The organism is Streptomyces sp. NPDC048419 (assembly GCF_043200415.1).
Lineage (GTDB): Bacteria > Actinomycetota > Actinomycetes > Streptomycetales > Streptomycetaceae > Streptomyces.
The window spans coordinates 131,470-155,089 of record NZ_JBICXT010000021.1; the positions used below are offsets into that span (position 1 = coordinate 131,470).

Sequence of the window (23,620 nt, forward strand, 5' to 3'; positions counted from 1 at the left end):
GACCCGTCCGTTCTCCTAGTGTGTCCTCCCAGTGACTTCCTTCGAAACTCCCCCGCAACTGAGCGTCGGGCGAGCATTGCTCGCCCTGGCGGTCGTGTTCGTCATGCTGGCCACCACCGGCTGGACGGCCCTGCGCAGCCATCGCCCGGACACGCCGCTCCAGGCCTCGATCTCCTCTTGGCAGCACGGCCGCATCCACGGGCACCACCTGCCGGACCCCGACGCGTCCGCCACCCGCCTGGCCCGCTTCTTCGCCTCGCTCACCGCCCAGGAGCGCGCGCACCTCGCGCACCGCTACTCCCTGGCGGTCGGCAACATGAACGGCGCCCCGGTCGAGCTGCGCTACCGCGCCAACCACCACGCGCTCGCCCAGCAGCGCAAGGTCGAGCTCAAGCGCATGCACGACAACCGCCTGTCGCCCACCGGGCAGCAGGAGGCCGGCCGCCGTATGCACCGCTACCAGGCGCTGCTGAGCGGCGACCGGCACATCCTCGCCTTCGATCCCGCCGGGTCGGGGCGGGTCGCGGAGGTGTTCGGAGACCTCGACAAGGCAGAACGTGTGTCGGTCGTCGTCCCCGGTGTCGACACCGACCTGCTCAGCTTCCAGAAGACCAACCGCCAGTACACGGCGCCGGTCGGCATGGCCAAGTCGCTCTACGGCGCCGAGCAGGAGGCGAGCCCGGCCACGCCCACCGCGGTGATCGCCTGGGCCGACTACACCGCGCCCGCCGGGCTCGGCATCGAGTCGGCGACGGCGATGCGCGCCGAGGACGGCGCCGTGCGGCTGAACGCCCTTGTGCGCAGCCTGCCCGGCAAGGCGCCGGTGTCGCTGTTCTGCCACAGCTACGGCTCCGTGGTCTGCGGCGTCGCCGCGCACCGGCTGCCACGCCGGGTGGCCGACATCGCGGTGGCCGCAAGCCCCGGCATGCGCGTGGAGAACGCCACCCACCTGCACACCTCCGCCCAGGTGTGGGCGATGCGGGACGCCACGGACTGGATCCAGGACGTGCCGTACATGGAGGTCGGCGGGCTGGGCCACGGCGCCGATCCGGTGTCGGCCGGGTTCGGGGCGCGGGTGCTGTCGGCGCAGGGCGCGAAGGGGCACGCCGGCTACTTCGAGCCGGGCACGCAGAGCCTGGAGAACTTCGCCGAGATCGGTGTTGGCGCATACCGCTCGGTGCACTGTGCACGGGACGACGGCGCGTGCCGGACGGGTTTGTCCGGCGCCGACGCCGTGGGACGCGCGTAGAAGCGCAGAAACTGCGGTCTGCGCAGGGTGGCGACGAAAGAGCAGGGTCCGCATACGATGAGCCGCATGGGTGACGTACTGGCCGGATTTCATACTGCCTGGGAGTTCGAGTCCGACTCCGTGCTCATCCGTTACGAACGGGGGATTCGAACACCCAAGCTCTTCCAGGCACTGGGTGAGCGTCGTGTTCCGATCGAGGCGATCTCCGGGGTGACGCTGGACCCCGGCAGGCGCGGCACGGTCGTCCTGCGCGCCGAGCTGCGCCCCGGCGCCGATCCGGTCCTGGAAGCGGCCGGGGGGCAGTTGAAGGAAGGCTGCGATCCGTACCGGCTGGTGCTGCCCGCCGAGCGCGAGATCCTCGCCGAGTACTACGCCGACGAGCTGCGGACCCGGCTGAAGGACGACGGCGAACCCGCCGACCGCTTCCTGGTGGACGCTCCCGAGGCGCCCCGGCAGTTCAAGGCCTACGACGCGAAGGCGTCCTTCGACGGCAAGACGGTGAACTTCCGCTGGTTCTGGACGGGCGCGTCGTCGGCGAAGTGGAAGGCGGGCGACCAGAGCTTCCCGGTCGCCGAGCTGAGCGGGGTCGAGTGGCGCTCCCCCGAGGTCTTCGAGGGCCATCTGCGGCTGATACGGCGCGACGGCACGGCGGCGCCCGTACAGCCCGACCAGGATCCGGCGGCCGTGGTGTTCGGGCTCGGATACGGACCCGTGCACGAGTCACTGCCGTTCGCAGCCGCCGTGCTGGCCGCCGTACGCCAGAACGGGAGCGCGGCGGTGCCCGCCGGGTCGGTGCGGCGGGACCCTGCGGACATCGCCGAGCGCATCCGTCACCTGGGAGAGCTGCATCAGGCGGGGCTGGTGACGGATGAGGAGTTCTCGATGAAGAAGGCGGAGCTGCTGGCCGAGCTCTAGGTCACTCCCTGCCGGCGGACGTGAACGTCATGTCCGCGTACCGTTCGCCCGCCACCTTGGCCGCGATCGGCTCCAGGAGGGCCAGTTCCGCCTCCGTGAGGACGATGTGGGTGGCCGCCGCGTTCTCCTCGACGCGGGTGGGCTTGCGGGTGCCGGGGATCGGGACCACCGCAAGGCCGTGGACGGCCGCCTGCTGCTGGACCCAGGCCAGGGCGATCTGGGCCGGCGAGGCGTCGTGGGCCTCGGCCATCGTGCGGACCGGCTCCAGCAGGGCCGCGTTCGCGGCGGCGTTGTCGCCGGTGAAGCGGGGCTGCTGACGGCGGAAGTCGTCGGAGGAGAGCTCCTTGTCGGCGTTGGTGAAGGAGCCGGTGAGGAAGCCGCGGCCGAGCGGCGAGTACGGCACCAGGGCCACGCCCAGCTCACGCGCGGCCGGCACCACGTTCGCCTCGATGTCCCGGCTGAACAGCGACCACTCCGACTGCACGGCGGCGATGGGGTGCACGGCCTGCGCCGCGCGCAGCTCCTCCGCCGTGACCTCGCTCAGGCCCAGGTGCTTGACCTTGCCCTCGCGCACCAGCTCGGCCATGACGGCGACGGTCTCCTCGATCGGCACGTTCACATCGCGCCGGTGCATGTAGTAGAGGTCGATCACGTCGACGTCCAGGCGCTTCAGGCTGGCCTCGACGGCCTGCCGGATGTAGGGCGCGTCGTTGCGGATGACACGGCGGGTGGGGTCGTCCGGCGGGATCGACAGGGCGAACTTGGTCGCGATGACCAGGTGGTCGCGGTTGGCCTTGAAGAACGGCGACAGGAACTTCTCGTTCTCGCCCTTGCCGTAGGCGTCCGCGGTGTCGTACAGCGTGACGCCCAGCTCCAGGGCCCGCTCCAGGGTGGCGCGCGACGCCTTCGCGTCGACGGGGCCGTAGGCGAAGCTCATGCCCATGCAACCGAGGCCCTGTACGCCGACCTCGGGGCCGGTCTCGCCGAGTCGTGCGGTCGGGATCCTGCTGTGCGTCATCGAACCTTCTCTGCCTCGTACGCGCGGGCGCGGTCGGCGTCCGCATAGAAACTGATCTTCCGGTCGAGCACCGCGAGGGTGTCCTGGAGCTCGGCGATCCGCGTCAGCACGTCCCGGCGGGTGGCCTCCAGCAGCTCGAACCGCTCGCCGAACGTGTGGTCGCCCTCGCGCACCAGCTCCGCGTACCGCACCATGTCGGCGACCGGCATGCCGGTGAGGCGGAGCTTGCCGACGAGGTCCAGCCAGTCGAGGTCGCGGTTGCTGTAGCGCCGCTGACCGGTGTGCGAACGGTCGACGTGCGGCATCAGGCCGATCCGCTCGTACCAGCGCAGGGTGTGCGCGGTCAGCCCGGTGAAGGCGACGACCTCGCTGATGGTGTAGCTGTCCTGTCCTTCGGGGCGCCTGTGCGGGTGGGGTGGGGCGCCACAGGCGTCGGTCCTGGTGGGCGTGGTCTCCATCACCGTCATGCCCTCAACGCTATGGCCTTGGAGTGCACTCCAAGCAAGCGGAACAGGTAAGAAATCGGCGGGACGCGTCGGCGCGGCACTCGCTAACGTGCGGTCGCATGAGCTTTGTACGTCGTGCCGTGCCCGAGGACGCGCCGGAAGTCCTGCGGCTGCGCCAGGTGATGCTCGACTCGCTGCCGGGAGCCGACCCGTCCACAGAGTGGCACACGCAATCCCTGCCGGTCCTCCGGGAGAGGCTGGCCGACGCGCACGGCGACTTCGCCGCGTTCGTCGTCGACCATCCCGAACGGCCGGGTGCGCTGGCCGCGCTGGTGGTGGGGACGGTCGACTACCGGATCGGGCGGGCCGGCAACCCGCACGGGACGGACGGCTACGTCTTCAGCGTGGCGACCGACCCGGACGCACGGCGCCGCGGGCACGCGCGCGCGTGCATGGAGGCGCTGCTGCACTGGTTCCGTGAGCACGGCGTCGGCCGCGTCCGCCTCACCGCGTCCAAGGAGGCCGAGCCGCTGTACGCCTCGCTCGGCTTCGCGCCCAAGCCCGACCCGTTGCTGGAGCTGAGGCTGTGAGCACCTAGGCTCGTCGGCATGTCCTTGCAGAGCCTCGCGTTGATCGAAAACTGGCCGGTTCCCGCTGCCGCGGCGGGTGTGGTGCGGGCCGACGGAACGGTCCTCGGCACCCACGGACCCGTCGACCGGCGCTTTCCGCTGGCCTCGGTCACCAAGCCGCTCGCAGCGTACGCCGCCCTCGTCGCGTACGAGGAGGGGGCGATCGAGTTCGACGAGCCGGCCGGCCCGCCCGGCTCCACCGTGCGCCATCTGCTCGCCCACACCTCCGGCCTGGCCTTCGACGAGCACCGGGTGACGGCACCGCCCGGGGAGCGCCGCCTGTACTCCAACGCCGGCTTCGAGCAGCTCGGCGACCACATCGCCAAGGCGGCGGACATCCCGTTCGGGGAGTATCTGCGCCAGGCGGTGCTGGCGCCGCTCGGCATGACGGGGACGTCGCTGGAGGGCTCCCCGGCCAAGGACGGCGTCTCGACGGTGACGGACCTGCTGCGCTTCGCGGCCGAGCTCCAGGCACCGCGCCTGCTCGACCCCCGCACGGTCGCCGAGGCGATGACGGTCCAGTACCCGGGCACGAAGGGCGTCCTGCCGGGCTACGGCCACCAGAACCCGAACGACTGGGGCCTCGGCTTCGAGATCCGCGACTCCAAGTCGCCCCACTGGACGGGCGGTTCCTCCTCGCCGCGCACCTTCGGCCACTTCGGCCAGTCGGGCACGTTCCTGTGGATCGACCCCGAGGCGGGGGTCGCGTGCGCTGCGTTGACGGACCGGGACTTCGGGCCGTGGGCGGTGGAGGCGTGGCCGGCGTTCACGGACGCGGTGCTCGCAGAAGTCCGCTAACCCCTGTCCGCCTGGTCGCCCGTCATCTCCCACATCAGCAGCTCCGCTTCGGTCGAAGCCTGCGTCTCCAGCTCCTTGGCGTCCGTGATCCGGGCCGCGTCGCCCGGCGTGAGCTGCTCGCCGTCCAGCAGGACGCCGCCGCGCACGACGTGGACGTAGACGTACGCGCCGTCCGGGACCGCCGTCCGCTCACCGGCCCGCAGGCGCCGGACGTGGAGCATCGCGCCCGCCTCCGGGACCGCGTACGGCGTCGAGTCGGCGATGCCGCGGACGATCTCGTAGGCGGGGTCGCCGCCCGGCTCGCGGGGCGCCAGCCACATCTGCACGAAGACCAGCGGCCGGTCGTCGTCGTTGCGCTCCACGTGCCGTACGCCCGCCCCCGAGCTGAGGCGCTGCACGTCGCCGGGGCGCACCACCGTGCGGTGCCCCGCGGAGTCACGGTGCGTCAGCTCGCCCTCGACCACCCAGGTCACGATCTCCGTGTGGCTGTGCGGGTGTTCGTCGAAGCCGGCGCCGGGCGCGAGGCGCTCCTCGTTGCAGGCGATCACCGCGCCGAAGCGCAGGTTGTCGGGGTCGTAGTGCGGGCCGAAGGAGAAGGCGTGCCGCGACTCGATGCCGGTTGCCGGGTCACCCCCCGGATAGCGCTCCGCAGCGCGCCGTACGTCCATCACGCACCCCACCGTAGCGGCGCGCGAACCCCGCCGTGCGGCGCACCACCGACCCGGCGACGCGCACTCCCGTCCGGATAAGGCAGTCTTGTCCCGTGCCCGAACCCGAAACGAGCAAGCCCGAAACCGTTGCTCCCGATGTGCACCCGCATGCCGGAACCCTGAAGCGACTGGAGAAGTCCTCCGGTTCGCTCGCCGCGCAGGCCATCGCGCGCATGGACGAGACGCTGTCGTGGTACCGGGCGATGCCGCCGGAGAACCGTTCCTGGATCGGGCTGGTCGCCCAGGCCGGTATCGCGGCCTTCACCGAGTGGTTCCGGCATCCCGACGCGCCCCAGGCCATCTCGACGGACGTGTTCGGTACGGCTCCTCGCGAGCTGACCCGGGCGATCACCCTGCGGCAGACCGTGGAGATGGTGCGCACCACCATCGAGGTCATGGAGAGCGCCATCGACGAGGTGGCCGCTCCGGGCGACGAGCGCGTGCTGCGCGAGGCGCTGCTCGTCTACGCACGCGAGATCGCCTTCGCCACCGCCCAGGTCTACGCCCAGGCCGCCGAGGCACGCGGTGCCTGGGACGCCCGGCTCGAGTCCCTCGTCGTCAACGCCGTCCTGAGCGGTGAGGCCGACGAGGGCGCGGTCAGCAGGGCCGCCGCCCTGGGCTGGAACGCGCCCGAGCACGTGTGCGTCGTCCTCGGCACCGCCCCCGACGGCGACTCCGAGCTGACCGTGGAGGCGATCCGGCGGGCCGCCCGGCACGCCAAGCTCCAGGTGCTCACCGGCGTGCTCGGCGACCGCCTCGTGGTCATCGCCGGCGGCAGCGACAACCCCATCGGCGTCGCCAAGTCCCTGATCGGGCCCTACGCCGCCGGGCCCGTCGTGGCCGGTCCCGTGGTGGCCGATCTGCTCACCGCGACCCGCTCCGCGCAGGCCGCCGCCGCCGGCCTCAAGGCCTGTCTCGCCTGGCAGGACGCCCCGCGGCCCGTGCTCGCCGACGATCTGCTGCCGGAGCGCGCCATCGCCGGCGACCCGAACGCACGCGAGCAGCTGGTGGAGGAGATCTACAGACCACTGGAGGAGGCCGGGTCCGCACTTCTGGAGACACTCTCGGTCTATCTGGAGCAGGCGAGCAGTCTGGAGGGCGCCGCACGGATGCTCTTCGTTCACCCCAACACCGTGCGCTACCGGCTCCGACGTGTGACTGACGTCACCGGGTGGTCGCCGTCCGATGTACGCTCCGCGTTCACGCTGCGGATCGCGCTGATCCTGGGGCGTCTGGCCGACGGAGATCTCCCGGCCTAGCCTTTTGTCGGGGGCCTACAAAACCCCCTCGTGTTCTTCGTCCCTGTCCCCACGGGCGGCTTGGGCCGCCCTCAAGAGAGAGTGTGAGAGTGCTCGTACTCGTCGCTCCCGGCCAGGGCGCCCAGACGCCCGGCTTCCTGACCCCCTGGCTCGAACTGCCCGGCGCCACCGACCGCGTCGGTGCCTGGTCGGACGCCATCGGACTGGACCTCGCCCACTACGGCACCCAGGCCGACGCGGACGCAATCCGCGACACCGCGGTGGCCCAGCCGCTGCTGGTCGCGGCCGGAATCCTGTCGGCCGCGGCACTCGGTGCCGTGACGCCGGGCGCCGTCGCCGGTCACAGCGTCGGCGAGATCACCGCCGCGTCCTTCGCCGGCATCCTCGACGACACGGCCGCGCTGACCCTCGTACGCAAGCGGGGTCTGGCGATGGCCGAGGCGGCCGCGATCACCGAGACCGGGATGTCGGCGCTGCTGGGCGGCGACCCCGAGGTCTCCGTCGCGCACCTGGAGAAGCTGGGCCTGACCCCGGCGAACGTCAACGGCGCGGGCCAGATCGTCGCGGCGGGCACGCTGGAGCAGCTCGCCGTGCTGAACGAGGACAAGCCCGAGGGAGTCCGCAAGGTCGTCCCGCTGAAGGTCGCCGGCGCCTTCCACACGCACCACATGGCGCCCGCGGTCGACGCGCTGGCGAAGGCCGCCGCCGACCTCACCCCGGCCGACCCGAAGCTCACCTACGTCTCCAACAAGGACGGGCAGACCGTCGCCACCGGCGCGGAGGTCCTCCAGCGCCTGGTCGGCCAGGTCGCCAACCCGGTCCGCTGGGACCTGTGCATGGAGACCTTCAAGGAGCTCGGCGCGACCGCGATCATCGAGGTCTCCCCCGGCGGCACGCTGGTCGGCCTCGCCAAGCGCGCGCTGCCGGGTGTGCAGACCCTGGCGCTGAAGACCCCCGACGACCTCGACGCGGCCCGCGCGCTCATCGCCGAGCACGCCGAAGCCTGAGCCTTAAGGAGCCGTACGAACATGTCGAAGATCAAGCCCAGCAAGGGCGCCCCGTACGCGCGCATCCTCGGCGTCGGCGGCTACCGCCCGACCCGGGTCGTGCCGAACGAGGTGATCCTCGAGAAGATCGACTCCTCCGACGAGTGGATCCGTTCGCGCTCCGGCATCGAGACCCGGCACTGGGCCTCGGACGAGGAGACCGTGGCCGCGATGTCGATCGAGGCCTCCGGCAAGGCGATCGCCGACGCCGGGATCTCCGCCGAGCAGATCGGCGGCGTGATCGTCTCGACCGTCTCGCACTTCAAGCAGACCCCGGCCGTCGCCACCGAGATCGCCGACAAGCTCGGCACGGCCAAGGCCGCCGCCTTCGACATCTCGGCGGGCTGCGCCGGCTTCGGCTACGGCCTCACGCTCGCCAAGGGCATGATCGTCGAGGGTTCGGCGAAGTACGTCCTCGTCATCGGCGTGGAGCGGCTGTCCGACCTCACCGACCTCGAGGACCGTGCCACGGCCTTCCTGTTCGGCGACGGCGCGGGCGCGGTCGTGGTGGGCCCGGCCGAGGAGCCGCACATCGGCCCGACCGTGTGGGGCTCCGAGGGCGACAAGTCGGAGACCATCAAGCAGACCGTGGCGTGGAACGACTACGACAGCTCCACGGACAAGTTCCCTGCGATCACGCAGGAGGGCCAGGCGGTGTTCCGCTGGGCCGTGTTCGAGATGGCGAAGGTCGCCCAGCAGGCGCTGGACGCGGCCGGGATCACCCCGGACGACCTGGACGTCTTCATTCCCCACCAGGCCAACGAGCGCATCATCGACTCGATGGTGAAGACGCTGAAACTGCCGCAGCACGTCACGGTCGCGCGTGACGTGCGCACCACCGGCAACACCTCGGCCGCCTCGATTCCGCTCGCGATGGAGCGGCTCCTGGCGACCGGCGAGGCGAAGAGCGGCGACACCGCGCTCGTCATCGGCTTCGGGGCGGGTCTCGTGTACGCCGCGACGGTCGTTACCCTCCCCTAGGCACTCCGTGCCGGATCGACACCTGATCCGGGACGGGGACACACTGCCAAACCCTCTGGATCACAAAGAAGGAGCGCCTGACATGGCCGCCACTCAGGAAGAGATCGTCGCCGGTCTCGCCGACATCGTGAACGAGATCGCCGGCATCCCGGTTGAGGACGTCCAGCTGGACAAGTCCTTCACCGACGACCTGGACGTCGACTCGCTGTCCATGGTCGAGGTCGTCGTCGCCGCCGAAGAGCGCTTCGACGTCAAGATCCCCGACGAGGACGTCAAGAACCTCAAGACGGTCGGCGACGCGACCGACTACATCCTCAAGCACCAGGCCTGATCTTCCAGGTCCGGTTGCCTTGCCCCGCCACCCGGCGGTGGCGCCGCTGAATCCCGATCCGTTGGAGAGAGAATTCCCGTGAGCCCGACCAATCGCACTGTGGTCGTCACCGGTATCGGCGCAACCACACCGCTGGGTGGCGACGCAGCCTCTACCTGGGAAGGTCTGATCGCCGGCAAGTCCGGCGTGAAGCCCCTCGAGCAGGAGTGGGCCGCCGAGCAGGCGGTCCGCATCGCCGCGCCTGTCGCCGTGGAGCCGACCGAGGTCATTCCCCGGCCGCAGGCCCGCCGGCTGGACCGCTCCGCGCAGTTCGCACTGATCGCGGCCAAGGAGGCCTGGGGGGACGCCGGTTTCACCGACAAGGCCGGCGAGGACGACAAGATCGACCCGGACCGCCTCGGTGCCGTCATCGCCTCCGGAATCGGCGGCGTGACCACCCTGCTCGACCAGTACGACGTGCTCAAGGAGAAGGGCGTCCGCCGCGTCTCCCCGCACACCGTCCCCATGCTGATGCCGAACGGCCCGTCGGCCAACGTGGGCCTGCTGGTGGGCGCCCGTGCGGGCGTGCACACGCCGGTCTCCGCGTGCGCGTCGGGTGCCGAGGCCATCGGCTACGCCATCGAGATGATCCGCACCGGCCGCGCCGACGTCGTCGTCGCGGGTGGCACGGAGGCGGCGATCCACCCGCTGCCCATCGCCGCGTTCGGCAACATGATGGCGATGTCCAAGAACAACGAGAACCCCGAGGGCGCCTCCCGCCCCTACGACGTGGCCCGTGACGGCTTCGTCCTCGGCGAGGGCGCCGGCGTCCTGGTCCTGGAGTCCGCCGAGCACGCCGCGGCGCGCGGTGCCCGGGTGTACGCCGAGGCGGTCGGCCAGGGCATCTCCGCCGACAGCCACGACATCGTGCAGCCGGAGCCCGAGGGCAAGGGCATCTCGCACGCCCTGCAGAATCTGCTGGAGCGCACGGACCTGAACCCCGCCGAGATCGTGCACGTCAACGCGCACGCCACCTCGACGCCGGCCGGTGACGTGGCCGAGCTGAAGGCGCTGCGCAAGGTGTTCGGCGACGACGCCGACCACATGGCGGTCTCCGCGACGAAGTCGATGACCGGTCACCTGCTGGGCGGCGCGGGCGGCGTGGAGTCCGTGGCGACGATCCTCGCGCTGTACCACCGGGTCGCTCCGCCGACCATCAACGTCGAGAACCTCGACCCGGAGGCCGAGGCCAACGCGGACATCGTCCGCGGCGAGGCCCGAAAGCTCCCGGTCGAGGGCCGGATCGCCGCGCTGAACGACTCGTTCGGCTTCGGCGGCCACAACGTGGTGCTGGCCTTCCGCACGATCTGAGCGGCGCCCGTACGCAACTGAAGGGCCCCCACCGGACGGTGGGGGCCCTTCATGTGTCCCTGCGGTCAGACGACCTGGTGCAGCCAGCGCACCGGTGCTCCCTCGCCCGCGTATCTGAAAGGTTCCAGCTCGTCGTCCCACGGCTTGCCCAGGAGCTTGGCGATCTCGGCCTCGAGGTCCGTCTCGTCCTGCTGGGCGCGGGTCAGAGCGGCGCGCAGCCGGTCCTCGGGGATCAGGATGTCGCCGTGGATGCCGGTGACGGCGTGGAAGATGCCGAGGTCGGGCGTGCAGCTGTAGCGCTCGCCCTCCGCGGTGGGGCAGGGCTCGGCGGTCACCTCGAAGCGCAGCAGCTGCCAGCCGCGCAGCGCGGAGGCCAGTTTGGAGGCCGTGCCGGCCTCGCCCTGCCAGGAGAACTCCGAGCGCCAGGTGCCGGGCGCGGCGGGCTGCCGGATCCAGTCGAGGTTGACGCGCGTGCCGAGCACTCCGGCGACGGCCCATTCGACGTGCGGGCACAGCGCGCGCGGCGCGGAGTGCACGTACAGAACCCCACGTGTCGTCACCGGCACCTCCGGGCAGAGCAGGTCGATCTGGCGAACTTGCGGTCGCGTGGCCGGGCAGCCACGTCGATGATGGCGAGGCTACCGTGCGGCGGCGCAAGGAGTGTGACGTACCGTCGGTCCCGATGCGCTGAAACGTCCGCCATTCACCCGGCAGGACGCTTGTACGGGTGTGAACCGTTCCAGGAGGGCGTGGATCGGGAACCCTCGCACGTTGTCATGGGGGGACACGTTCGTACGACTACCGAGGGGATCTTCGGCGCATGCGGAAGACAAGCCGCCGCTCACGGACCGTTCTCGCCGCCGTGGCGGCGACCGTGCTGGGCCTCGCCGGGTGCGACGCCGTCGGTGGCAACTCCTCCGGACCGGCGAGCACCTCGGCGCACAAGGCGAAGCCGACACCGGCGTGGGACGTCAGCCCCCGCTCGATCGCCGCGGTCGGCGACTCCATCACCCGTGGCTTCGACGCCTGCACGGTCCTGTCGGACTGCCCCGAGGTCTCCTGGGCGACCGGCACCAGCTCCGACGTGGACAGCCTCGCGGTCCGGCTGCTGGGCAGGACGCGGGCGGCCGGAAGCAGCTGGAACTACGCGGTGACGGGGGCCCGTATGGCGGATCTGCCCGGCCAGATGGCCCAGGCGGCGACACGCCGGCCCCAGTTGGTGACGGTCATGGCGGGGGCGAACGACGCCTGCCGGGCCAGCACCTCGGCCATGACGTCGGTGGAGAGCTTCCGCGCCGACTTCGAGGACGCGCTGAGCACGCTGCGCGAGTCCCTGCCCAGGACGCAGGTGTACGTGGCGAGCGTGCCGAACCTGAAGCGGCTGTGGTCGCAGGGGCGCACCAACCCGCTGGGCAAGCAGGTGTGGAAGCTCGGCATCTGCCCCTCGATGCTGAGTGACGCGGACGCGCTGGACTCGGCGGCGACGCTGCGGCGGGACACGGTGCAGAAGCGGGTGGAGGCGTACAACACGGTGCTGAAGGAGGTCTGCGCGAAGGACCGCCGGTGCCGCTTCGACGACGGCGCGGTCTACGACTACCGCTTCGGCACGGAGCAGTTGAGCAAGTGGGACTGGTTCCACCCGAGTGTGAACGGCCAGGCGCGGCTGGCGGAGATCGCCTACCGCAAGGTCACCGCGAAGAGGGCCTGAGACCAGCCACCTGGGGACGGCACCGCACAGGGGCGTGACTTAAAGTTCCGAACATGAACGAACTCTTCGGCACACTTTCCGACGGCACTCCGGTCCACCGCTGGACCCTGGAGCGGGCGGGCGTTCGGGTCCGGATCCTGTCGTACGGCGGGATCGTGCAGTCGCTCGAGGTCCCGGACCGGGACGGGCGCGCCGGGAACGTGGTGCTGGGGTTCGCCGACCTGGACGGCTACCTCACGCACCCGGAGCCGTACTTGGGCGCCCTGATCGGCCGGTACGCCAACCGGATCGCGGGCGGCCGCTTCCCGCTGGACGGCGCGCTCTACGCGCTCGCGCGGAACAACGGCCCCAACTCCCTGCACGGCGGCGACGGCGGCTTCGACAAGCGGGTGTGGGACGTGACGCCGCTTGCGGACGGGGCGCACGGGCTGCGGGTGAGCCGGGTCAGCCCGCACGGCGAGGAGGGCTTCCCGGGCCGCCTGGAGGTCTCCGCGACGTACACGCTGGAGGCGGACGGCGCGCTGGCGATCGCGTACGAGGCGGTCACGGACGCGCCGACCGTGGTGAACCTGACCAACCACAGCTACTTCAACCTCGGCGGCTCGGGGAACGCGGGCGGCCACGAACTGCGGCTCGCGGCCTCCCGCTTCACCCCGGTCGACGAGAACCTGATCCCGAGCGGCGGCCTCGCCGACGTGACGGGCACCCGCTTCGACTTCCGGCAGGCGCGCAAGACCGGCGGGGGCTACGACCACAACTTCGCGCTCGACGGCGGGGTCACCGAGACCCCCCGTGAGGTCGCCGAGCTGCACGACCCCGCGTCCGGGCGGGTCGTGACCGTGGAGACCACCGAACCCGGACTGCAGCTCTACACCGCGGACCACCTGGGCGAGCCCTTCGCCCCCGGCGACGGCATCGCGCTGGAGACCCAGCACTACCCGGACTCCCCGAACCGGCCGGACTTCCCGAGCACGGTGCTGCGGCCGGGCGAGGTGTTCAGGTCCCGGACGACGTACCGCTTCGCCGCCCGCTGACCGGGCGCCGCACGTGACGAGCCCCGGCCCAGGGGTCAGGTCCCGGGCCGGGGCTGTTCGCGGGGTGCTCGTCCCGGGTCAGACGTTAATCGTCACCGTGATCCTGCGGTCCGTGATCGAGCGCCCGACCTGGATCTCGTACGAACCCTTCACAAACGACCAGGCGCCGCTCGCCTCGTCCCAGACCTCGAAGGCGCGGCGCGGCAGGTCCACGACCGCCTCGACCGACTCGCCGGGCCCGGCCTGGACGCCCGCGAAGCCGGCGAGCCGGCGCGCCGGACGTGCGGGGTCCGTCGCGGCCGGGGCCAGATAGATCTGGACGACCTCGCGGCCCGGGCGCTCACCGGTGTTGCGCAGGCGCACCTTGGCGGTCGTGCCGTCGACCTCGACGGAGTCGTACGTCCAGTCGGTGTAGCCGAGTCCGTGGCCGAAGGGGTACGAGGGTGTCCGGCCCGCCTTCTCCCAGGCGCGGTAGCCGATGAAGAGGTCTTCCGTGTACGGGAGTTCGCCGTTCTCCGGCACCACCTGCGTGACCGGGGCATCCGCGAGGGAGCCCCAGGTGGTGGGCAGGCGGCCGCCCGGCTCGTGCGCCCCGGTGAGGACCTCGGCGAGGGCCGCGCCGCCCTCCTGGCCGGGGAACCAGCTGAGCAGGACCGCGGCCACGTCCTCGCGCCAGGGCAGTTCCACCGGGGAGCCGGAGTTGACCACCACGACCGTGCGGGGGTTGGCGGCGGCGACGGCGCGGACCAGGTCGTCCTGGCGGCCGGGCAGTTCGAGGTCCTTGCGGTCGAAGCCCTCGGACTCCACCCGCTCGGTGGTGGCGACCACGACGACGGCCGTGTCGGCGGCGCGGGCGGCCTCGACGGCCTCGGCGATCAGCTCGTCGGCGTCCCGCTGCGGCGCCTGGTGGCACAGGGCGAAGGCGACGACCTTGAAGGGGATGTCGTCCGGGAGCGCGACGACGAACGTGAGGGAGACCTCGACCGGTTCGCCCGCGGCCAGTTCGACCTGGGCACGGGGCACCGGGGCGCCGAAGAACGCCTCGAAGCGGTCGCCGCCCTCGGCCGGGTGCTGCACCTCGTCGTAGTACGTGGTGCCGGCGACGGTGAGGGTGAAGTGGCCGCTGCCCTTGGTGCCGAAGGTGTGCGGGCCGCTCTCGCGCGGGGTGAAGGTGCCGGTCAGCTCGACGGTGTGCAGCCGTTCGTGGGTGACGCCCTCGGGGAGGTCCGAACCCATCCACTGGATCGCGCCGTTGGGGGCCGATCCGGTGCCGATGACGCTGCCCTCCACGTCCCGGCACACGGCCCGCAGCGCGAACCCCTTGTCGGCGACGGCGAGTTCGGTGGTGGGGTCGGCGCCGACGGCGTAGCTGAGCGTGCCCTCGGGCAGGGCGGCGGTGAGGCCGTCGAGCGGGGCGACGACACGGGCGGGGAAGACGGTGGCGGAACCGCCGCCGAGGACACGGGCGTCACGGGCGGCGGCGCCGATGAGGGCGACCGTGCCGGGCTTCAGCGGCAGCACCCGGTCGTCGTTCTTCACGAGGACGAAGGCGCGGCGGGCGATCTCGCGGGCCAGTGCGGTGCCGTCGACGGCAGCGGGCAGGTCGGTGACGGCCGGCTCGGCGCTCTCCAGGGCACCGACGCGGGCGGCGAGCCGCAGCACGTTGCGTACGGCCTCGTCGACGGTGGCCTCCTCGACCCTGCCGTCCCGCACGGCCTGGGCGAGGGGCGCGCCGTAGACGGTGTGCGGGCCGGGCATGGCGACGTCGAGGCCGCCCTGGATCGCGCCGGTCGTGGAGCGGGCGGCGGTCCAGTCCGAGACGTTGTAGCCGTCGAAGCCCCATTCGCCGCGCAGGACCTCGTTCACGAGGTAGCGGTGTTCGCTCATCGTCGTGCCGTTGACCGTGTTGTAGGCGGTCATGATGCCCCAGGGGTGGGCGTTCTCGACGATGAACTCGAAGGGGGCGAGGTACAGCTCGCGCAGGGCGCGCGCGGAGACCAGGTTGTTCACGGTGAAGCGGTCGGTCTCGGCGTCGTTGGCGACGAAGTGCTTCACGGTGGTGCCGACGCCGCCGGCCTGCACGCCGTTCACATAGCCCGCGCCGATCACACCGGTGAGATACGGGTCCTCGCTGTACGCCTCGAAGTGGCGGCCGCCGAGCGGGGACCGGTGCAGGTTGACGGTCGGGGCGAGCAGCACGTGCACGCCCTTGCGGCGGGCCTCCTGCGCGAGCAACGTGCCCGCGCGGCGGGCGAGTTCGGGGTCCCAGGTGGCGGCGAGCGCGGTCGGGGACGGCAGTGCGACGGACGGGTCGTCGGCGGTCCAGCGCACTCCTCGGACGCCGATCGGGCCGTCGGACATGACGAGGGACCGCAGGCCGATCTCCGGAAGGGCGGGCAGCGACCAGGTGTCCTGGCCGGCCAGCAGCCGTGTCTTCGCGTCCAGGTCCAGCTTGCCGAGCGCCGCCTCGACGGCGGTCTCGCGCGCCTGGTCGGCCGGAGAGGTTCCAGGGTTTCCCGCCATCGGGATGCCTCCTCGTCGAGTCCTGTCGTGCTGGGACACATCGTGCACCCGTTACCTGTAACGCGGTAGGTTTCGTTATCGTGCCGTAATATCGAGTGATGACGGATGCCGTACGGTGACGCCATGAACGCCAGGGTCAGGAGCGAGGAACGGCGGGCGGAGATCGTCCGGGCGGCGCTGGAGGTGATCGCCGAACGCGGCTACCGCGGCACGAGCCTGGCCGCGGTCGCGGAGCGGGTCGGGCTCACCCAGCAGGGGCTGCTGCACCACTTCCCGACCAAGGAGGCGCTGCTGGTCGCCGTGCTCGAGGAGCGCGACCAGTGGGACGCGGTGCCGGCCACGCAGTGGCGGGTCGACCTGCTGGCCTCGCTGGTGGAGTACAACGCGATGCGGCCCGGCATCATCCAGACCTTCTCCGCGCTGCTCGGCGAGAGCGTCACCGAGGGCCATCCGGCGCGGGAGTACTTCACCGACCGCTACCGGCAGGTGCGCGAGAGCATGGCGGGGGTGCTGCGCGCCGAGTACGGCGAGCGGCTGCCGAACGGCCTCACCCCGGAGCGCACGGCCCCGCTCCTCGTCGCGGTCATGGACGGCCTGCAGTACCAGTGGCTCCTGGACCCGGAGTCGGTGGACATGCCGGGCGCGTTCCGGGACTTCCTCGCGCTGCTGGGCGAGGAGAGCTGAACCACCCCTGAACCACCCCGCTACTGGCGTCAGATGACCGCGAGGGTCTTGCTGGCGGCGCACACGGCGGCGAAGGCGATCGCCCATGCCGTCGCCCCGGCGGCCCACAGCGCGGCCACGCCGGTCCCGAACCAGAGCAGTTCGAAGCCGACGCGGACCGCACCGCGCGTCTTGTACGTGGCCTTCTGCGAGCCGAACAGCGCCCACAGCACGACGAGTACGGCCGGCCCTCCGAGGCCCAGCAGCCAGGTGAGCGGGGTCGCCACGTCACGTGTGAAGCCCCAGTGGCCGACGGCCGCGAGGGCGCCGAGCTCGATGAGGAAGAGGACGCCGAGGTTCGCAGCCTTCATGGGCGGCAGTATCGCCCGGAAGCAATCACTCCGTTGCGGGCACGGCGGCGACGACCTCGATCTCGATCTGCGCCTCGGGACGGAAGAGCCGGGCGGCCTCGAAGGTCATGCTCGTCGGCGGCGTCCCGGTGAGGAACTCCCGCCGTACGGCGCCGTATTCCTGGAGCTTTTCGATGTCGGTCAGGTACGAGCGGATGCTGATGACGTGCTCCAGGGTCGCGCCGTGCGCCGCGAGCAGCGCGGTGAGGCCCTCGAAGATGCCGCGCGTCTGCTCCGCGAGCGTGTCGCCCTCGGCGATCTGGCCGGAGACGAACAACAGGGCGCTGCCGTCGGCGTGTTCGACGCGGGCGACCTGGGAGTAGTAGGGGCTGGCGGGCTGCGGCGCGGCGGGCGGATTGTCCAGGGTGACCTTCATACGCCGACGCTAGGCGGGCACCGCGAGATGTCACAAGCGAATGTCTAGCATGGCTGCCATGCCGAACACGCATCACGAACCGGATCTGTCCACCTTGTGGCTGCGGGTGTTCCTGGAGGTCGCCCGGACCGGTTCGTTCACGGTGGCGGCGCGGCGGCTCGGCTGGACCCAGTCCGCCGTGTCACGTCAAGTTGCCACGCTGGAGGCCGCGTTGGGCGGCACCCAGCTCTTCGACCGGCTGCCGCGCGGCGTACGCCTCACCGAGGCCGGCCGTGTGCTCGTCCCGCACGCGCGGACGGTCGTCGACACGCTGCACGGCGCCGCCCGCGAACTCAGGGCGCTGCGTGAGGTGGCGGGCGGACGGCTGCGGTTCGGGGCGTTCGCCACCGCCGACGCGGCCCTGGTGCCGCACGCGCTGGCCGCGTTCCGCACCCGCCACCCCCACGTCCGGATCTCCCGCGAGGAGGGCTTCACACCCGGGCTCCTGGACCGCCTGAGTACGGGCCACCTCGACCTGGCGGTCGTCTCGACCACCGGCGGGGCACCCCTGGACGCGTACGAACTGCACCACCTCCTCGACGAGTCGTTGTACGTCGCCGTCCCCGCCGACCACCCCCTGGCCGCTCGCGAGAACCCGGTACGCCTCGGCCGACTCGCCGACGCCGACTGGATATCCGGCAGCCCCCGCCCCGAGGGCACCCTCCTGGACGCGGCGCTGCGCCAGGGCTTTCGCCCGCGCGTGGCGCACGTCGTCGGCGAGTGGACCGCCAAGCAGGGGTACGTCGCCGCCGGCCTGGGCGTCACCCTGGTCCCGGCCCTGGCCGCCGAGTCCGTACGCCCGGACGTCGCCCTGCTGCCGGTGCTCGACGAGGGCGCCCCGGCGCGGGCGGTGTACGCGGCGACGGCACGGGGCCGGTCGGCGTCCCCGGCCGCGATGGCGTTCGTCCGAGCACTGCGGGAGGCGGTGGCCAGGATTCCCACATGCCTCAACGGCCCCATGGCGTAGACCACATTCCCCGGGTGATACTCCGACCGTCCGCACCACGCTCCCCCCACGACGGCGACGGAAGGACCCGAAGGCCTTGAACTCCCTACGCGTTCGGATCGGCATCCTCGGACTCACACTCATGGCGGGCTTCGCGGCCCCGGCGACCACGGCGAGGGCCCAGGCCGCCCCCTCCCCGACCGTCGAGGAGCAACGGCTCGACGAGGCGGCACCCCAGGAGATCCTCCGCCGCTCCGGCTTCGACGACGCGGCGCAGCGCCTGGCAGCCAGGTTGGGCGCGGCACACTCGTACGGCGAGGCCCGCCGTGCCGTCGTGGGCGAGGGAACGGCGCTGTGGCGGCGGGCCGTGGACCGGGTGCAGGGCCGGGGCCCGGCGGGCGGCGACCTCAGCCGCGACGACGACCGCCCGCTGTACTGGGCGCGACTCGGCCTGACCCGGGACGTGCGCACCTGGGAGCCGCGGTTCGCCTTGACCGACGCCCGACGGACAGCGCTGCTGGATGAGTTGGAGCGGACCTCGCGTGGACAGACGGACGTCCGCGAACCGCACGGCAAGGCGATCAAGCGGATCCTCGTCACCGGTTTCGACCCCTTCACGCTGGACCGGGACATCCGGATCTCCAACCCCTCCGGAGCCGCCGCACTCGCCCTGGACGGCACGGTGACCCACACCGCGCACGGTCCGGCGCGGGTCGAGACGGTGGTGTTCCCGGTGCGCTGGCAGGACTTCGCGAACGGGACCGTGGAACGGACGCTGCGGCCTTACCTCAAGAAGGTGGACCTCTTCACGACCATCAGCCAGGGACGGGTCGGCCGGTTCGACGTCGAGCGGACCAACGGGGCCTGGCGGGGCGGGTTCCCGGACAACGACAACGTCAGCCGGACGGAGACCGTCCCGGTGACCGACCCGGCCACACAGCCGCAGTGGACGACGACGACCCTGCCGTACAAGGAGATCGTGGCGGCCGACACGGGACGCTTCCCGGTGTACGACCACACGGAGGTGACCGAGATCCCGGCGGGCGGTACCGATCCCGTCGTACGGCCGGACGGGCCGACGCCCGGTTCGACCGCGCGGGCCGGGGGCGGCGGCGACTACCTCTCCAACGAGATCGCCTACCGGGCGACGCTGCTGCGGGACCGGCTGGGGCTGCACGACACGCTGCCGGGCGGCCATGTGCACACGCCCGTGCTGCAGTTCGCGAGCGGGAACACGACGGAGATCACCGATCCCGAGTTCGTGCGCAACCGGCTGGACATCGTCGCCCAGGTGCGGTCGATCATCACCGTGGCGGCGGACGCGACCTTCCGGAAGTGACCGTCAGGAACTGACCGTCAGGAAGTGACCTGCTCGTCCTCGGACTCGTCGTCCTCGATCTCCTCGCCCAGCAGCTCCCGTGCCAGCAGCGTCGCGCCCGCGACCGCGCCCGGCATCAGGAACACCGCGACGAAGGGGACCAGGAAGGCGAGGCCGAGGGGCGTGCCGAAGCCCCAGACCAGCGTCTTGCGGGAGCGCAACAGGGCGAGGCGGTCGCGTAGTTCGACGCCTCGGCGCTGCAGGGCCACCGAGGCGAGTTCCTCGGTGAGGAAGAAACCGGTGACGAAGAAGCCGATCACCGGGACGACGGTCTGCCCGACGAACGGGAGGAAGCCGAGGGCGAAGAGCAGGACGCCCCAGAGCAGGGCGCGGACGACGATCCGCAGGCTGTCGCGGCCCGAGATCCACAGCTCCCGCCAGAGGGGCAGGCCGGATTCGGGGGCGGTGCCGTCCGGGGAGACGTCACGGTCGACCTTCTCGGAGAGGTTCTCGTAGAAGGGCTGGCCGATCAGCAGCGTGATCGCGGTGAACGTGACGACCGCGAGAAGCAGGCCGAGGGCGAACAGGACGGCGGTGAGGAACTCGCGGAACAGTCCCTGCCACGGACCCGCCCAGCCGTCCGCGAACGGCGTCGCCCAGGCGACCCCGTCCTCCCCCCACAGCCCGAGCGCGACCAGCGCCGCCGCGTACAGCACGAGCGTTATCAGCCCGGGCAGCAGCCCGAACCCGTACTGCTTCCCATGCCGGGCCACCCACCGCTGGCCCTTCAGCAGGTAGCTGAAGCCGGCCCCAAGATCGCGCATGGGGGAACTCTACCGAGGCCGCGCTCTCCGGCTCGGGTGAGGTGAAGCCGGCCCGCGGCAGCCCCGGACGGCACCGCAGGCACCGCCGGCATCCCGGCACCGGCACCGCACTAGACCGGTGTGACGGACACGACCACCCCTTGCTCCGCCGCGGGCGACACCGCCGCGGACACCCGCACCGCCCCAGCCCGCACGAACCGCCCGGCCCGGGACGCCGCGGCGAGCAGCGCCGGCTGGATCCGCTCCAGCCCCGACACCAGCATCTCCTCCCCCGCCACCAGCACCGGCCGGACGGCCTTCGTGGTGGCGGCGGCCGCCTCCACGAGATCGGCGATCGGCGGAAGCGTGGCACTGACCACCCCCGCCCCGGCGGCGGCCGCCCGCTCCGCGAGGGCCACCTGCAACGGCATCAGCGGAGCCAGCGCGGCCGTCAACGCGTCGGCGACGCGGCGCAGTTCGGGCGAGGAGTCGCGCAGCACGTCCGCCGCCGCCCGCAGCAGCGGCGTCACGGCGAGCAGCGCCCCCGCGGCCACGCCCGCCGCCGCGGGCAGCAGCGGCGAGGTCGCCTCGACCAGGTCGCCGAGCGCGTCCGCGAACTCCTCGACGGCCGGCTCCACCGCGTCCAGCACCGGCAGCAGGCTGTCGCCGAGCGCGGTCAGCAGCGCCTGCGCCGGTTCGCTCACCGGATGCACCGCCAGTGGCGCCCCGCTCGTGCCCAGCCGGGTCAGGGTGTCGACGATCCGGTAGAACGCCTCCTGCGCCTGGGGCGAGGCGCTCGCCTCGGCCAGTTCCGCGGTGGTCTCGCGCAGCACGCGCAGCACCTCGGTGCCCGAACCGTCGCGCGGGTCGAAGGTGTTGATGGCGATCTTCGTGATGTTCCCGGCCGTGTCCAGGAGCTGGCCGGTGATGTCGGTGGTGCTGCGTGCCATGCGCAGCATGTCGTCCCTGCTGGGGAGCGAAGGGATGGTTGCCATGGGCTCTCCTCGGCTCACGGTCGGCGGCCGGCGATCGACCTCAGGATGCCCCCATCCGCCGGTCCGGGATGTGCCGTCCGGGGCATCCGTGACGTGAACTCCGGGTTGTTGCGGTTGAGTCGAACCGGCCCACCTCCCCGTACGGATCTACGTGCTGCCCGGCACAGGTGAACGGCGGCCGAGGTTGAGGAGAACGGATGACGCGAGAGATTCACGGCACCGTCGCGACCGGCTTCGAAGCGGTGCGGGAGGAGTTCGCCGCGTTCGTCGCGGGGGAACTGCCGGACTACGAGGGACAGCTGTGCGCCTATCTGCACGGGAGGAAGGTCGTCGACCTGTGGGCGGGCGAGGAGAACGACGCCGGCTCCCTGTACGGCGTGCTCGCCTCCACGCAGGGCGCCGCCCACCTGGTCGTCGCGCTGCTCGTGCAGGACGGCACGCTCGAACTGGATCGCAGAGTGACGTACTACTGGCCGGAGTTCGGGGCCGAGGGCAAGGCCGCGCTGACGCTGCGCGACCTGCTCACCCATCGCGCCGGACTCATCGGCCTCGACACCGGGTTCACCGAGTCCGAGCTGGCCGACGACCGCGTCATCGCCGAACGGCTCGCCGACCAGCGGCCGTTCTGGCGCCCGGGCACGGCCTTCGGCCACCACGCGTTCGTCATCGGCGCGCTCACCGGCGAGGTGGTGCGCCGGGCCACCGGCCACACCCTCCAGGAGGTCTACGAGGATCGCGTACGGGCGCCGTACGCACTGGACTTCCATATGGGACTGCCCGAACCCCTGGAGCCCCGCTTCCGGTCCGTGCAGCCGATGACTCCCACGCCCAAGCAGCGGGCCGTGCTGGACGCGACGCCACAGGGGCCGCACATGCTCGCCTCGATCGCCTTCAACACGCATGTGCCCGGGGCGGGCGAGCCGGCGGACCACCCCAACTCCCGTCGCGTGCGCGCCAGAGGACCGGCGTCGGCGGGCGCGGTGGCCGCCGCGCGGGGCCTGGCGGGGATGTACGCGGCGGCGATCAGCGAGGTGGCCGGGCGGCCGCCGCTGCTGAAGCCGGACGCCGTCGCCGAGGTCGGGCAGATCCACTCGGTCGGCCACGACCTGGTGACCCGCACCCATCTGGCCTTCGGTCTCGGCTTCCAGGCGACGGCCGAGACCTGGTACCCGTTCCTGGGCGCGGGAGCGTTCGGGCACAGCGGGTCGGGCGGGTCACAGGCGTTCGCGGATCCCCGCAGCGGCCTCGCCTACGGCTACACCCGGCGGCGCTGCGCCTGCCCGGAGGGGGCGGCGCCGGAGAACGAGCGGCTGGTGCGGGCGGCGCACACGGCGGCGCTGAGCCTCTGATCCCGTACGGCACGACACGGCCGGGGCCGCACGAAGGGGCCGCACCCCACGTCCAGGGGTGCGGCCCCCGTCCTACGCAACGAGCGGTGTCAGGCCAGCGTCACGGTGATGTTGCCACGAGTCGCCTTCGAGTACGGGCAGACCCGGTGGGCCTTCTCGAGCAGGCTCCGCGCGGCGGCGGCGTCGACGTTCGGGATCTCGGCCGAGATCTCGACGATGATGCCGAAGCCGTCGTCGTTCTTGCCGATGCCGACCTTCGCGGTCACCGTCGAGCCCGAGATGTCGGCGTTCTCCTGGCGGGCGACGACGCCCAGCGCCCCCTGGAAGCAGGCGCTGTAGCCGGCCGCGAACAGCTGCTCCGGGTTGGTGCCGGCGCCGCTGCCGCCCATCTCCTTGGGCGGGTTCACGACGACGTCGAGCTTGCCGTCGTCGGTGGCGACCCGGCCGTCGCGACCGTTCTCGGCGGTGGCGACGGCGGTGTAGAGGACGTCGGTCTGCTGGATGGACATGCGGTTGTCTTCCTCCTCGGGTCCGCCGCGACTCGCGCCCACGATCGACGACGGTTTCGGAAAGAAGTTACCGCATACCGGAAATCAGCAGAAGAGGCCGGCTCCAGGAGGGGTCAGAGCTTGACGATCATCTTCCCGGTGTTGTCGCCGCGCAGGACGCCGAGGAAGGCCTCCACGTTGTTGCCGATGCCCTCGACGACGGTCTCGCGGTACTT

At 71.8% G+C, this 23,620-nt stretch carries 25 protein-coding genes; 15 read left to right on the plus strand and 10 right to left on the minus strand.

Annotation, left to right across the window (positions count from 1 at the left end):
- Positions 1-31: 31 nt before the first annotated feature.
- Positions 32-1,249 (plus strand): alpha/beta hydrolase, encoded by a 1,218-nt coding sequence (locus ACGFYN_RS34925; protein ID WP_393869949.1) that lies wholly within the window; start codon positions 32-34, stop codon positions 1,247-1,249.
- Positions 1,250-1,306: 57 nt separating this feature from the next.
- Positions 1,307-2,164 (plus strand): DUF4429 domain-containing protein, encoded by an 858-nt coding sequence (locus ACGFYN_RS34930; RefSeq protein ID WP_393869950.1) that lies wholly within the window; start codon positions 1,307-1,309, stop codon positions 2,162-2,164.
- Between the two features lies 1 nt (position 2,165).
- On the opposite strand, the gene ACGFYN_RS34935 is transcribed toward ACGFYN_RS34930, so the two are convergent.
- Together ACGFYN_RS34935 and ACGFYN_RS34940 are read right to left on the minus strand one after the other, a co-directional pair.
- Entirely contained in the window at positions 2,166-3,182 is a 1,017-nt protein-coding gene (locus tag ACGFYN_RS34935; RefSeq protein ID WP_393869951.1) for an aldo/keto reductase, read from the minus strand.
- A complete protein-coding gene (locus ACGFYN_RS34940) occupies positions 3,179-3,649 on the minus strand; it encodes a MerR family transcriptional regulator (protein WP_393869952.1) in 471 nt (156 codons plus the stop codon). The genes ACGFYN_RS34935 and ACGFYN_RS34940 overlap by 4 nt, the downstream gene beginning before the upstream one ends.
- Positions 3,650-3,747: 98 nt before the next feature.
- Here ACGFYN_RS34940 and ACGFYN_RS34945 point away from each other — a divergent pair, with 98 nt between their 5' ends.
- Together ACGFYN_RS34945 and ACGFYN_RS34950 are read left to right on the plus strand one after the other, a co-directional pair.
- Positions 3,748-4,218: a GNAT family N-acetyltransferase gene (locus ACGFYN_RS34945; protein WP_393869953.1), complete on the plus strand. Its 471-nt coding sequence runs from the start codon at positions 3,748-3,750 to the stop codon at positions 4,216-4,218.
- Between the two features lie 18 nt (positions 4,219-4,236).
- Positions 4,237-5,055: a serine hydrolase domain-containing protein gene (locus ACGFYN_RS34950; protein ID WP_393869954.1), complete on the plus strand. Its 819-nt coding sequence runs from the start codon at positions 4,237-4,239 to the stop codon at positions 5,053-5,055.
- On the opposite strand, the gene ACGFYN_RS34955 is transcribed toward ACGFYN_RS34950, so the two are convergent.
- Entirely contained in the window at positions 5,052-5,723 is a 672-nt protein-coding gene (locus tag ACGFYN_RS34955) for a pirin family protein (protein WP_393869978.1), read from the minus strand. The genes ACGFYN_RS34950 and ACGFYN_RS34955 overlap by 4 nt on opposite strands.
- Before the next feature lie 95 nt (positions 5,724-5,818).
- Here ACGFYN_RS34955 and ACGFYN_RS34960 point away from each other — a divergent pair, with 95 nt between their 5' ends.
- The 5 genes from ACGFYN_RS34960 to fabF all read left to right on the plus strand — a co-directional run bounded on the left by ACGFYN_RS34960 (position 5,819) and on the right by fabF (position 10,732).
- Positions 5,819-7,024: a PucR family transcriptional regulator gene (locus tag ACGFYN_RS34960; protein ID WP_393869955.1), complete on the plus strand. Its 1,206-nt coding sequence runs from the start codon at positions 5,819-5,821 to the stop codon at positions 7,022-7,024.
- Between the two features lie 89 nt (positions 7,025-7,113).
- Positions 7,114-8,031, plus strand: a complete 918-nt coding sequence (locus ACGFYN_RS34965) for an ACP S-malonyltransferase (protein WP_393869956.1) — start codon at positions 7,114-7,116, stop codon at positions 8,029-8,031.
- A 21-nt stretch (positions 8,032-8,052) separates the two neighbouring features.
- Positions 8,053-9,051, plus strand: a complete 999-nt coding sequence (locus ACGFYN_RS34970) for a ketoacyl-ACP synthase III (protein WP_393869957.1) — start codon at positions 8,053-8,055, stop codon at positions 9,049-9,051.
- Between the two features lie 82 nt (positions 9,052-9,133).
- Positions 9,134-9,382: an acyl carrier protein gene (locus ACGFYN_RS34975; RefSeq protein ID WP_015660680.1), complete on the plus strand. Its 249-nt coding sequence runs from the start codon at positions 9,134-9,136 to the stop codon at positions 9,380-9,382.
- Positions 9,383-9,460: 78 nt separating this feature from the next.
- Positions 9,461-10,732: a beta-ketoacyl-ACP synthase II gene (gene fabF / locus ACGFYN_RS34980; protein WP_393869958.1), complete on the plus strand. Its 1,272-nt coding sequence runs from the start codon at positions 9,461-9,463 to the stop codon at positions 10,730-10,732.
- 65 nt (positions 10,733-10,797) lie between these two features.
- Here fabF and ACGFYN_RS34985 read toward each other — a convergent pair whose 3' ends face one another.
- On the minus strand, positions 10,798-11,292 hold the full coding sequence (locus ACGFYN_RS34985) for a DUF3145 domain-containing protein (protein ID WP_393869959.1): 495 nt from the start codon (positions 11,290-11,292) through the stop codon (positions 10,798-10,800).
- A gap of 260 nt (positions 11,293-11,552) precedes the next feature.
- Between ACGFYN_RS34985 and ACGFYN_RS34990 the strand changes: the two genes are divergently transcribed.
- Complete coding sequence (locus ACGFYN_RS34990; RefSeq protein WP_393869960.1) at positions 11,553-12,440, plus strand: SGNH/GDSL hydrolase family protein; 888 nt, start codon at positions 11,553-11,555, stop codon at positions 12,438-12,440.
- A 53-nt stretch (positions 12,441-12,493) separates the two neighbouring features.
- Positions 12,494-13,474, plus strand: coding sequence for an aldose epimerase family protein (locus tag ACGFYN_RS34995; protein WP_393869961.1), 981 nt, complete (start codon positions 12,494-12,496; stop codon positions 13,472-13,474).
- A gap of 78 nt (positions 13,475-13,552) precedes the next feature.
- Here the strand turns inward: ACGFYN_RS34995 and ACGFYN_RS35000 are convergent, their stop codons facing one another.
- A complete protein-coding gene (locus ACGFYN_RS35000; RefSeq protein ID WP_393869962.1) occupies positions 13,553-15,997 on the minus strand; it encodes a beta-glucosidase in 2,445 nt (814 codons plus the stop codon).
- 105 nt (positions 15,998-16,102) lie between these two features.
- On the opposite strand from ACGFYN_RS35000, the gene ACGFYN_RS35005 reads away from it, so the two are divergent.
- On the plus strand, positions 16,103-16,681 hold the full coding sequence (locus tag ACGFYN_RS35005; protein WP_393869963.1) for a TetR/AcrR family transcriptional regulator: 579 nt from the start codon (positions 16,103-16,105) through the stop codon (positions 16,679-16,681).
- A gap of 29 nt (positions 16,682-16,710) precedes the next feature.
- Here ACGFYN_RS35005 and ACGFYN_RS35010 read toward each other — a convergent pair whose 3' ends face one another.
- Both ACGFYN_RS35010 and ACGFYN_RS35015 read right to left on the minus strand, forming a co-directional pair.
- Positions 16,711-17,031 carry a YrdB family protein gene (locus ACGFYN_RS35010; RefSeq protein WP_393869964.1) on the minus strand — a complete coding sequence of 107 codons (321 nt, stop codon included), beginning with the start codon at positions 17,029-17,031 and terminating at the stop codon, positions 16,711-16,713.
- Positions 17,032-17,056: 25 nt separating this feature from the next.
- On the minus strand, positions 17,057-17,446 hold the full coding sequence (locus ACGFYN_RS35015; RefSeq protein ID WP_393869965.1) for a RidA family protein: 390 nt from the start codon (positions 17,444-17,446) through the stop codon (positions 17,057-17,059).
- A 49-nt stretch (positions 17,447-17,495) separates the two neighbouring features.
- Between ACGFYN_RS35015 and ACGFYN_RS35020 the strand changes: the two genes are divergently transcribed.
- Complete coding sequence (locus tag ACGFYN_RS35020; protein ID WP_393869966.1) at positions 17,496-18,452, plus strand: LysR family transcriptional regulator; 957 nt, start codon at positions 17,496-17,498, stop codon at positions 18,450-18,452.
- Positions 18,453-18,528: 76 nt separating this feature from the next.
- On the plus strand, positions 18,529-19,770 hold the full coding sequence (locus ACGFYN_RS35025) for a pyroglutamyl peptidase (RefSeq protein ID WP_393869967.1): 1,242 nt from the start codon (positions 18,529-18,531) through the stop codon (positions 19,768-19,770).
- A 17-nt stretch (positions 19,771-19,787) separates the two neighbouring features.
- Here ACGFYN_RS35025 and ACGFYN_RS35030 read toward each other — a convergent pair whose 3' ends face one another.
- Entirely contained in the window at positions 19,788-20,573 is a 786-nt protein-coding gene (locus ACGFYN_RS35030; RefSeq protein WP_393869968.1) for an EI24 domain-containing protein, read from the minus strand.
- Positions 20,574-20,683: 110 nt separating this feature from the next.
- Positions 20,684-21,547 carry a hypothetical protein gene (locus ACGFYN_RS35035; RefSeq protein WP_393869969.1) on the minus strand — a complete coding sequence of 288 codons (864 nt, stop codon included), beginning with the start codon at positions 21,545-21,547 and terminating at the stop codon, positions 20,684-20,686.
- Between the two features lie 197 nt (positions 21,548-21,744).
- On the opposite strand from ACGFYN_RS35035, the gene ACGFYN_RS35040 reads away from it, so the two are divergent.
- Positions 21,745-22,896 carry a serine hydrolase domain-containing protein gene (locus ACGFYN_RS35040; protein WP_393869970.1) on the plus strand — a complete coding sequence of 384 codons (1,152 nt, stop codon included), beginning with the start codon at positions 21,745-21,747 and terminating at the stop codon, positions 22,894-22,896.
- Between the two features lie 89 nt (positions 22,897-22,985).
- Here ACGFYN_RS35040 and ACGFYN_RS35045 read toward each other — a convergent pair whose 3' ends face one another.
- The gene (locus ACGFYN_RS35045; RefSeq protein WP_393869971.1) at positions 22,986-23,405 is read right to left on the minus strand and encodes an organic hydroperoxide resistance protein; all 420 of its coding nucleotides are present in this window, start codon (positions 23,403-23,405) and stop codon (positions 22,986-22,988) included.
- Positions 23,406-23,620 lie beyond the last annotated feature (215 nt).

Excerpts from the sequence above, each read along its gene's own strand:
- ACGFYN_RS34930 (WP_393869950.1), top strand. The coding sequence starts at position 1,307 with ATGAGCCGCATGGGTGACGTACTGGCCGGATTTCATACTGCCTGGGAG.
- ACGFYN_RS34935 (WP_393869951.1), bottom strand. The coding sequence starts at position 3,182 with ATGACGCACAGCAGGATCCCGACCGCACGACTCGGCGAGACCGGCCCC.
- ACGFYN_RS34940 (WP_393869952.1), bottom strand. The coding sequence starts at position 3,649 with ATGACGGTGATGGAGACCACGCCCACCAGGACCGACGCCTGTGGCGCC.
- ACGFYN_RS34945 (WP_393869953.1), top strand. The coding sequence starts at position 3,748 with ATGAGCTTTGTACGTCGTGCCGTGCCCGAGGACGCGCCGGAAGTCCTG.
- ACGFYN_RS34950 (WP_393869954.1), top strand. The coding sequence starts at position 4,237 with ATGTCCTTGCAGAGCCTCGCGTTGATCGAAAACTGGCCGGTTCCCGCT.
- ACGFYN_RS34955 (WP_393869978.1), bottom strand. The coding sequence starts at position 5,723 with ATGGACGTACGGCGCGCTGCGGAGCGCTATCCGGGGGGTGACCCGGCA.
- ACGFYN_RS34970 (WP_393869957.1), top strand. The coding sequence starts at position 8,053 with ATGTCGAAGATCAAGCCCAGCAAGGGCGCCCCGTACGCGCGCATCCTC.
- ACGFYN_RS34975 (WP_015660680.1), top strand. The coding sequence starts at position 9,134 with ATGGCCGCCACTCAGGAAGAGATCGTCGCCGGTCTCGCCGACATCGTG.
- ACGFYN_RS34990 (WP_393869960.1), top strand. The coding sequence starts at position 11,553 with ATGCGGAAGACAAGCCGCCGCTCACGGACCGTTCTCGCCGCCGTGGCG.
- ACGFYN_RS34995 (WP_393869961.1), top strand. The coding sequence starts at position 12,494 with ATGAACGAACTCTTCGGCACACTTTCCGACGGCACTCCGGTCCACCGC.
- ACGFYN_RS35000 (WP_393869962.1), bottom strand. The coding sequence starts at position 15,997 with ATGGCGGGAAACCCTGGAACCTCTCCGGCCGACCAGGCGCGCGAGACC.
- ACGFYN_RS35005 (WP_393869963.1), top strand. The coding sequence starts at position 16,103 with ATGCCGTACGGTGACGCCATGAACGCCAGGGTCAGGAGCGAGGAACGG.
- ACGFYN_RS35010 (WP_393869964.1), bottom strand. The coding sequence starts at position 17,031 with ATGAAGGCTGCGAACCTCGGCGTCCTCTTCCTCATCGAGCTCGGCGCC.
- ACGFYN_RS35015 (WP_393869965.1), bottom strand. The coding sequence starts at position 17,446 with ATGAAGGTCACCCTGGACAATCCGCCCGCCGCGCCGCAGCCCGCCAGC.
- ACGFYN_RS35020 (WP_393869966.1), top strand. The coding sequence starts at position 17,496 with ATGGCTGCCATGCCGAACACGCATCACGAACCGGATCTGTCCACCTTG.
- ACGFYN_RS35030 (WP_393869968.1), bottom strand. The coding sequence starts at position 20,573 with ATGCGCGATCTTGGGGCCGGCTTCAGCTACCTGCTGAAGGGCCAGCGG.
- ACGFYN_RS35035 (WP_393869969.1), bottom strand. The coding sequence starts at position 21,547 with ATGGCAACCATCCCTTCGCTCCCCAGCAGGGACGACATGCTGCGCATG.
- ACGFYN_RS35040 (WP_393869970.1), top strand. The coding sequence starts at position 21,745 with ATGACGCGAGAGATTCACGGCACCGTCGCGACCGGCTTCGAAGCGGTG.
- ACGFYN_RS35045 (WP_393869971.1), bottom strand. The coding sequence starts at position 23,405 with ATGTCCATCCAGCAGACCGACGTCCTCTACACCGCCGTCGCCACCGCC.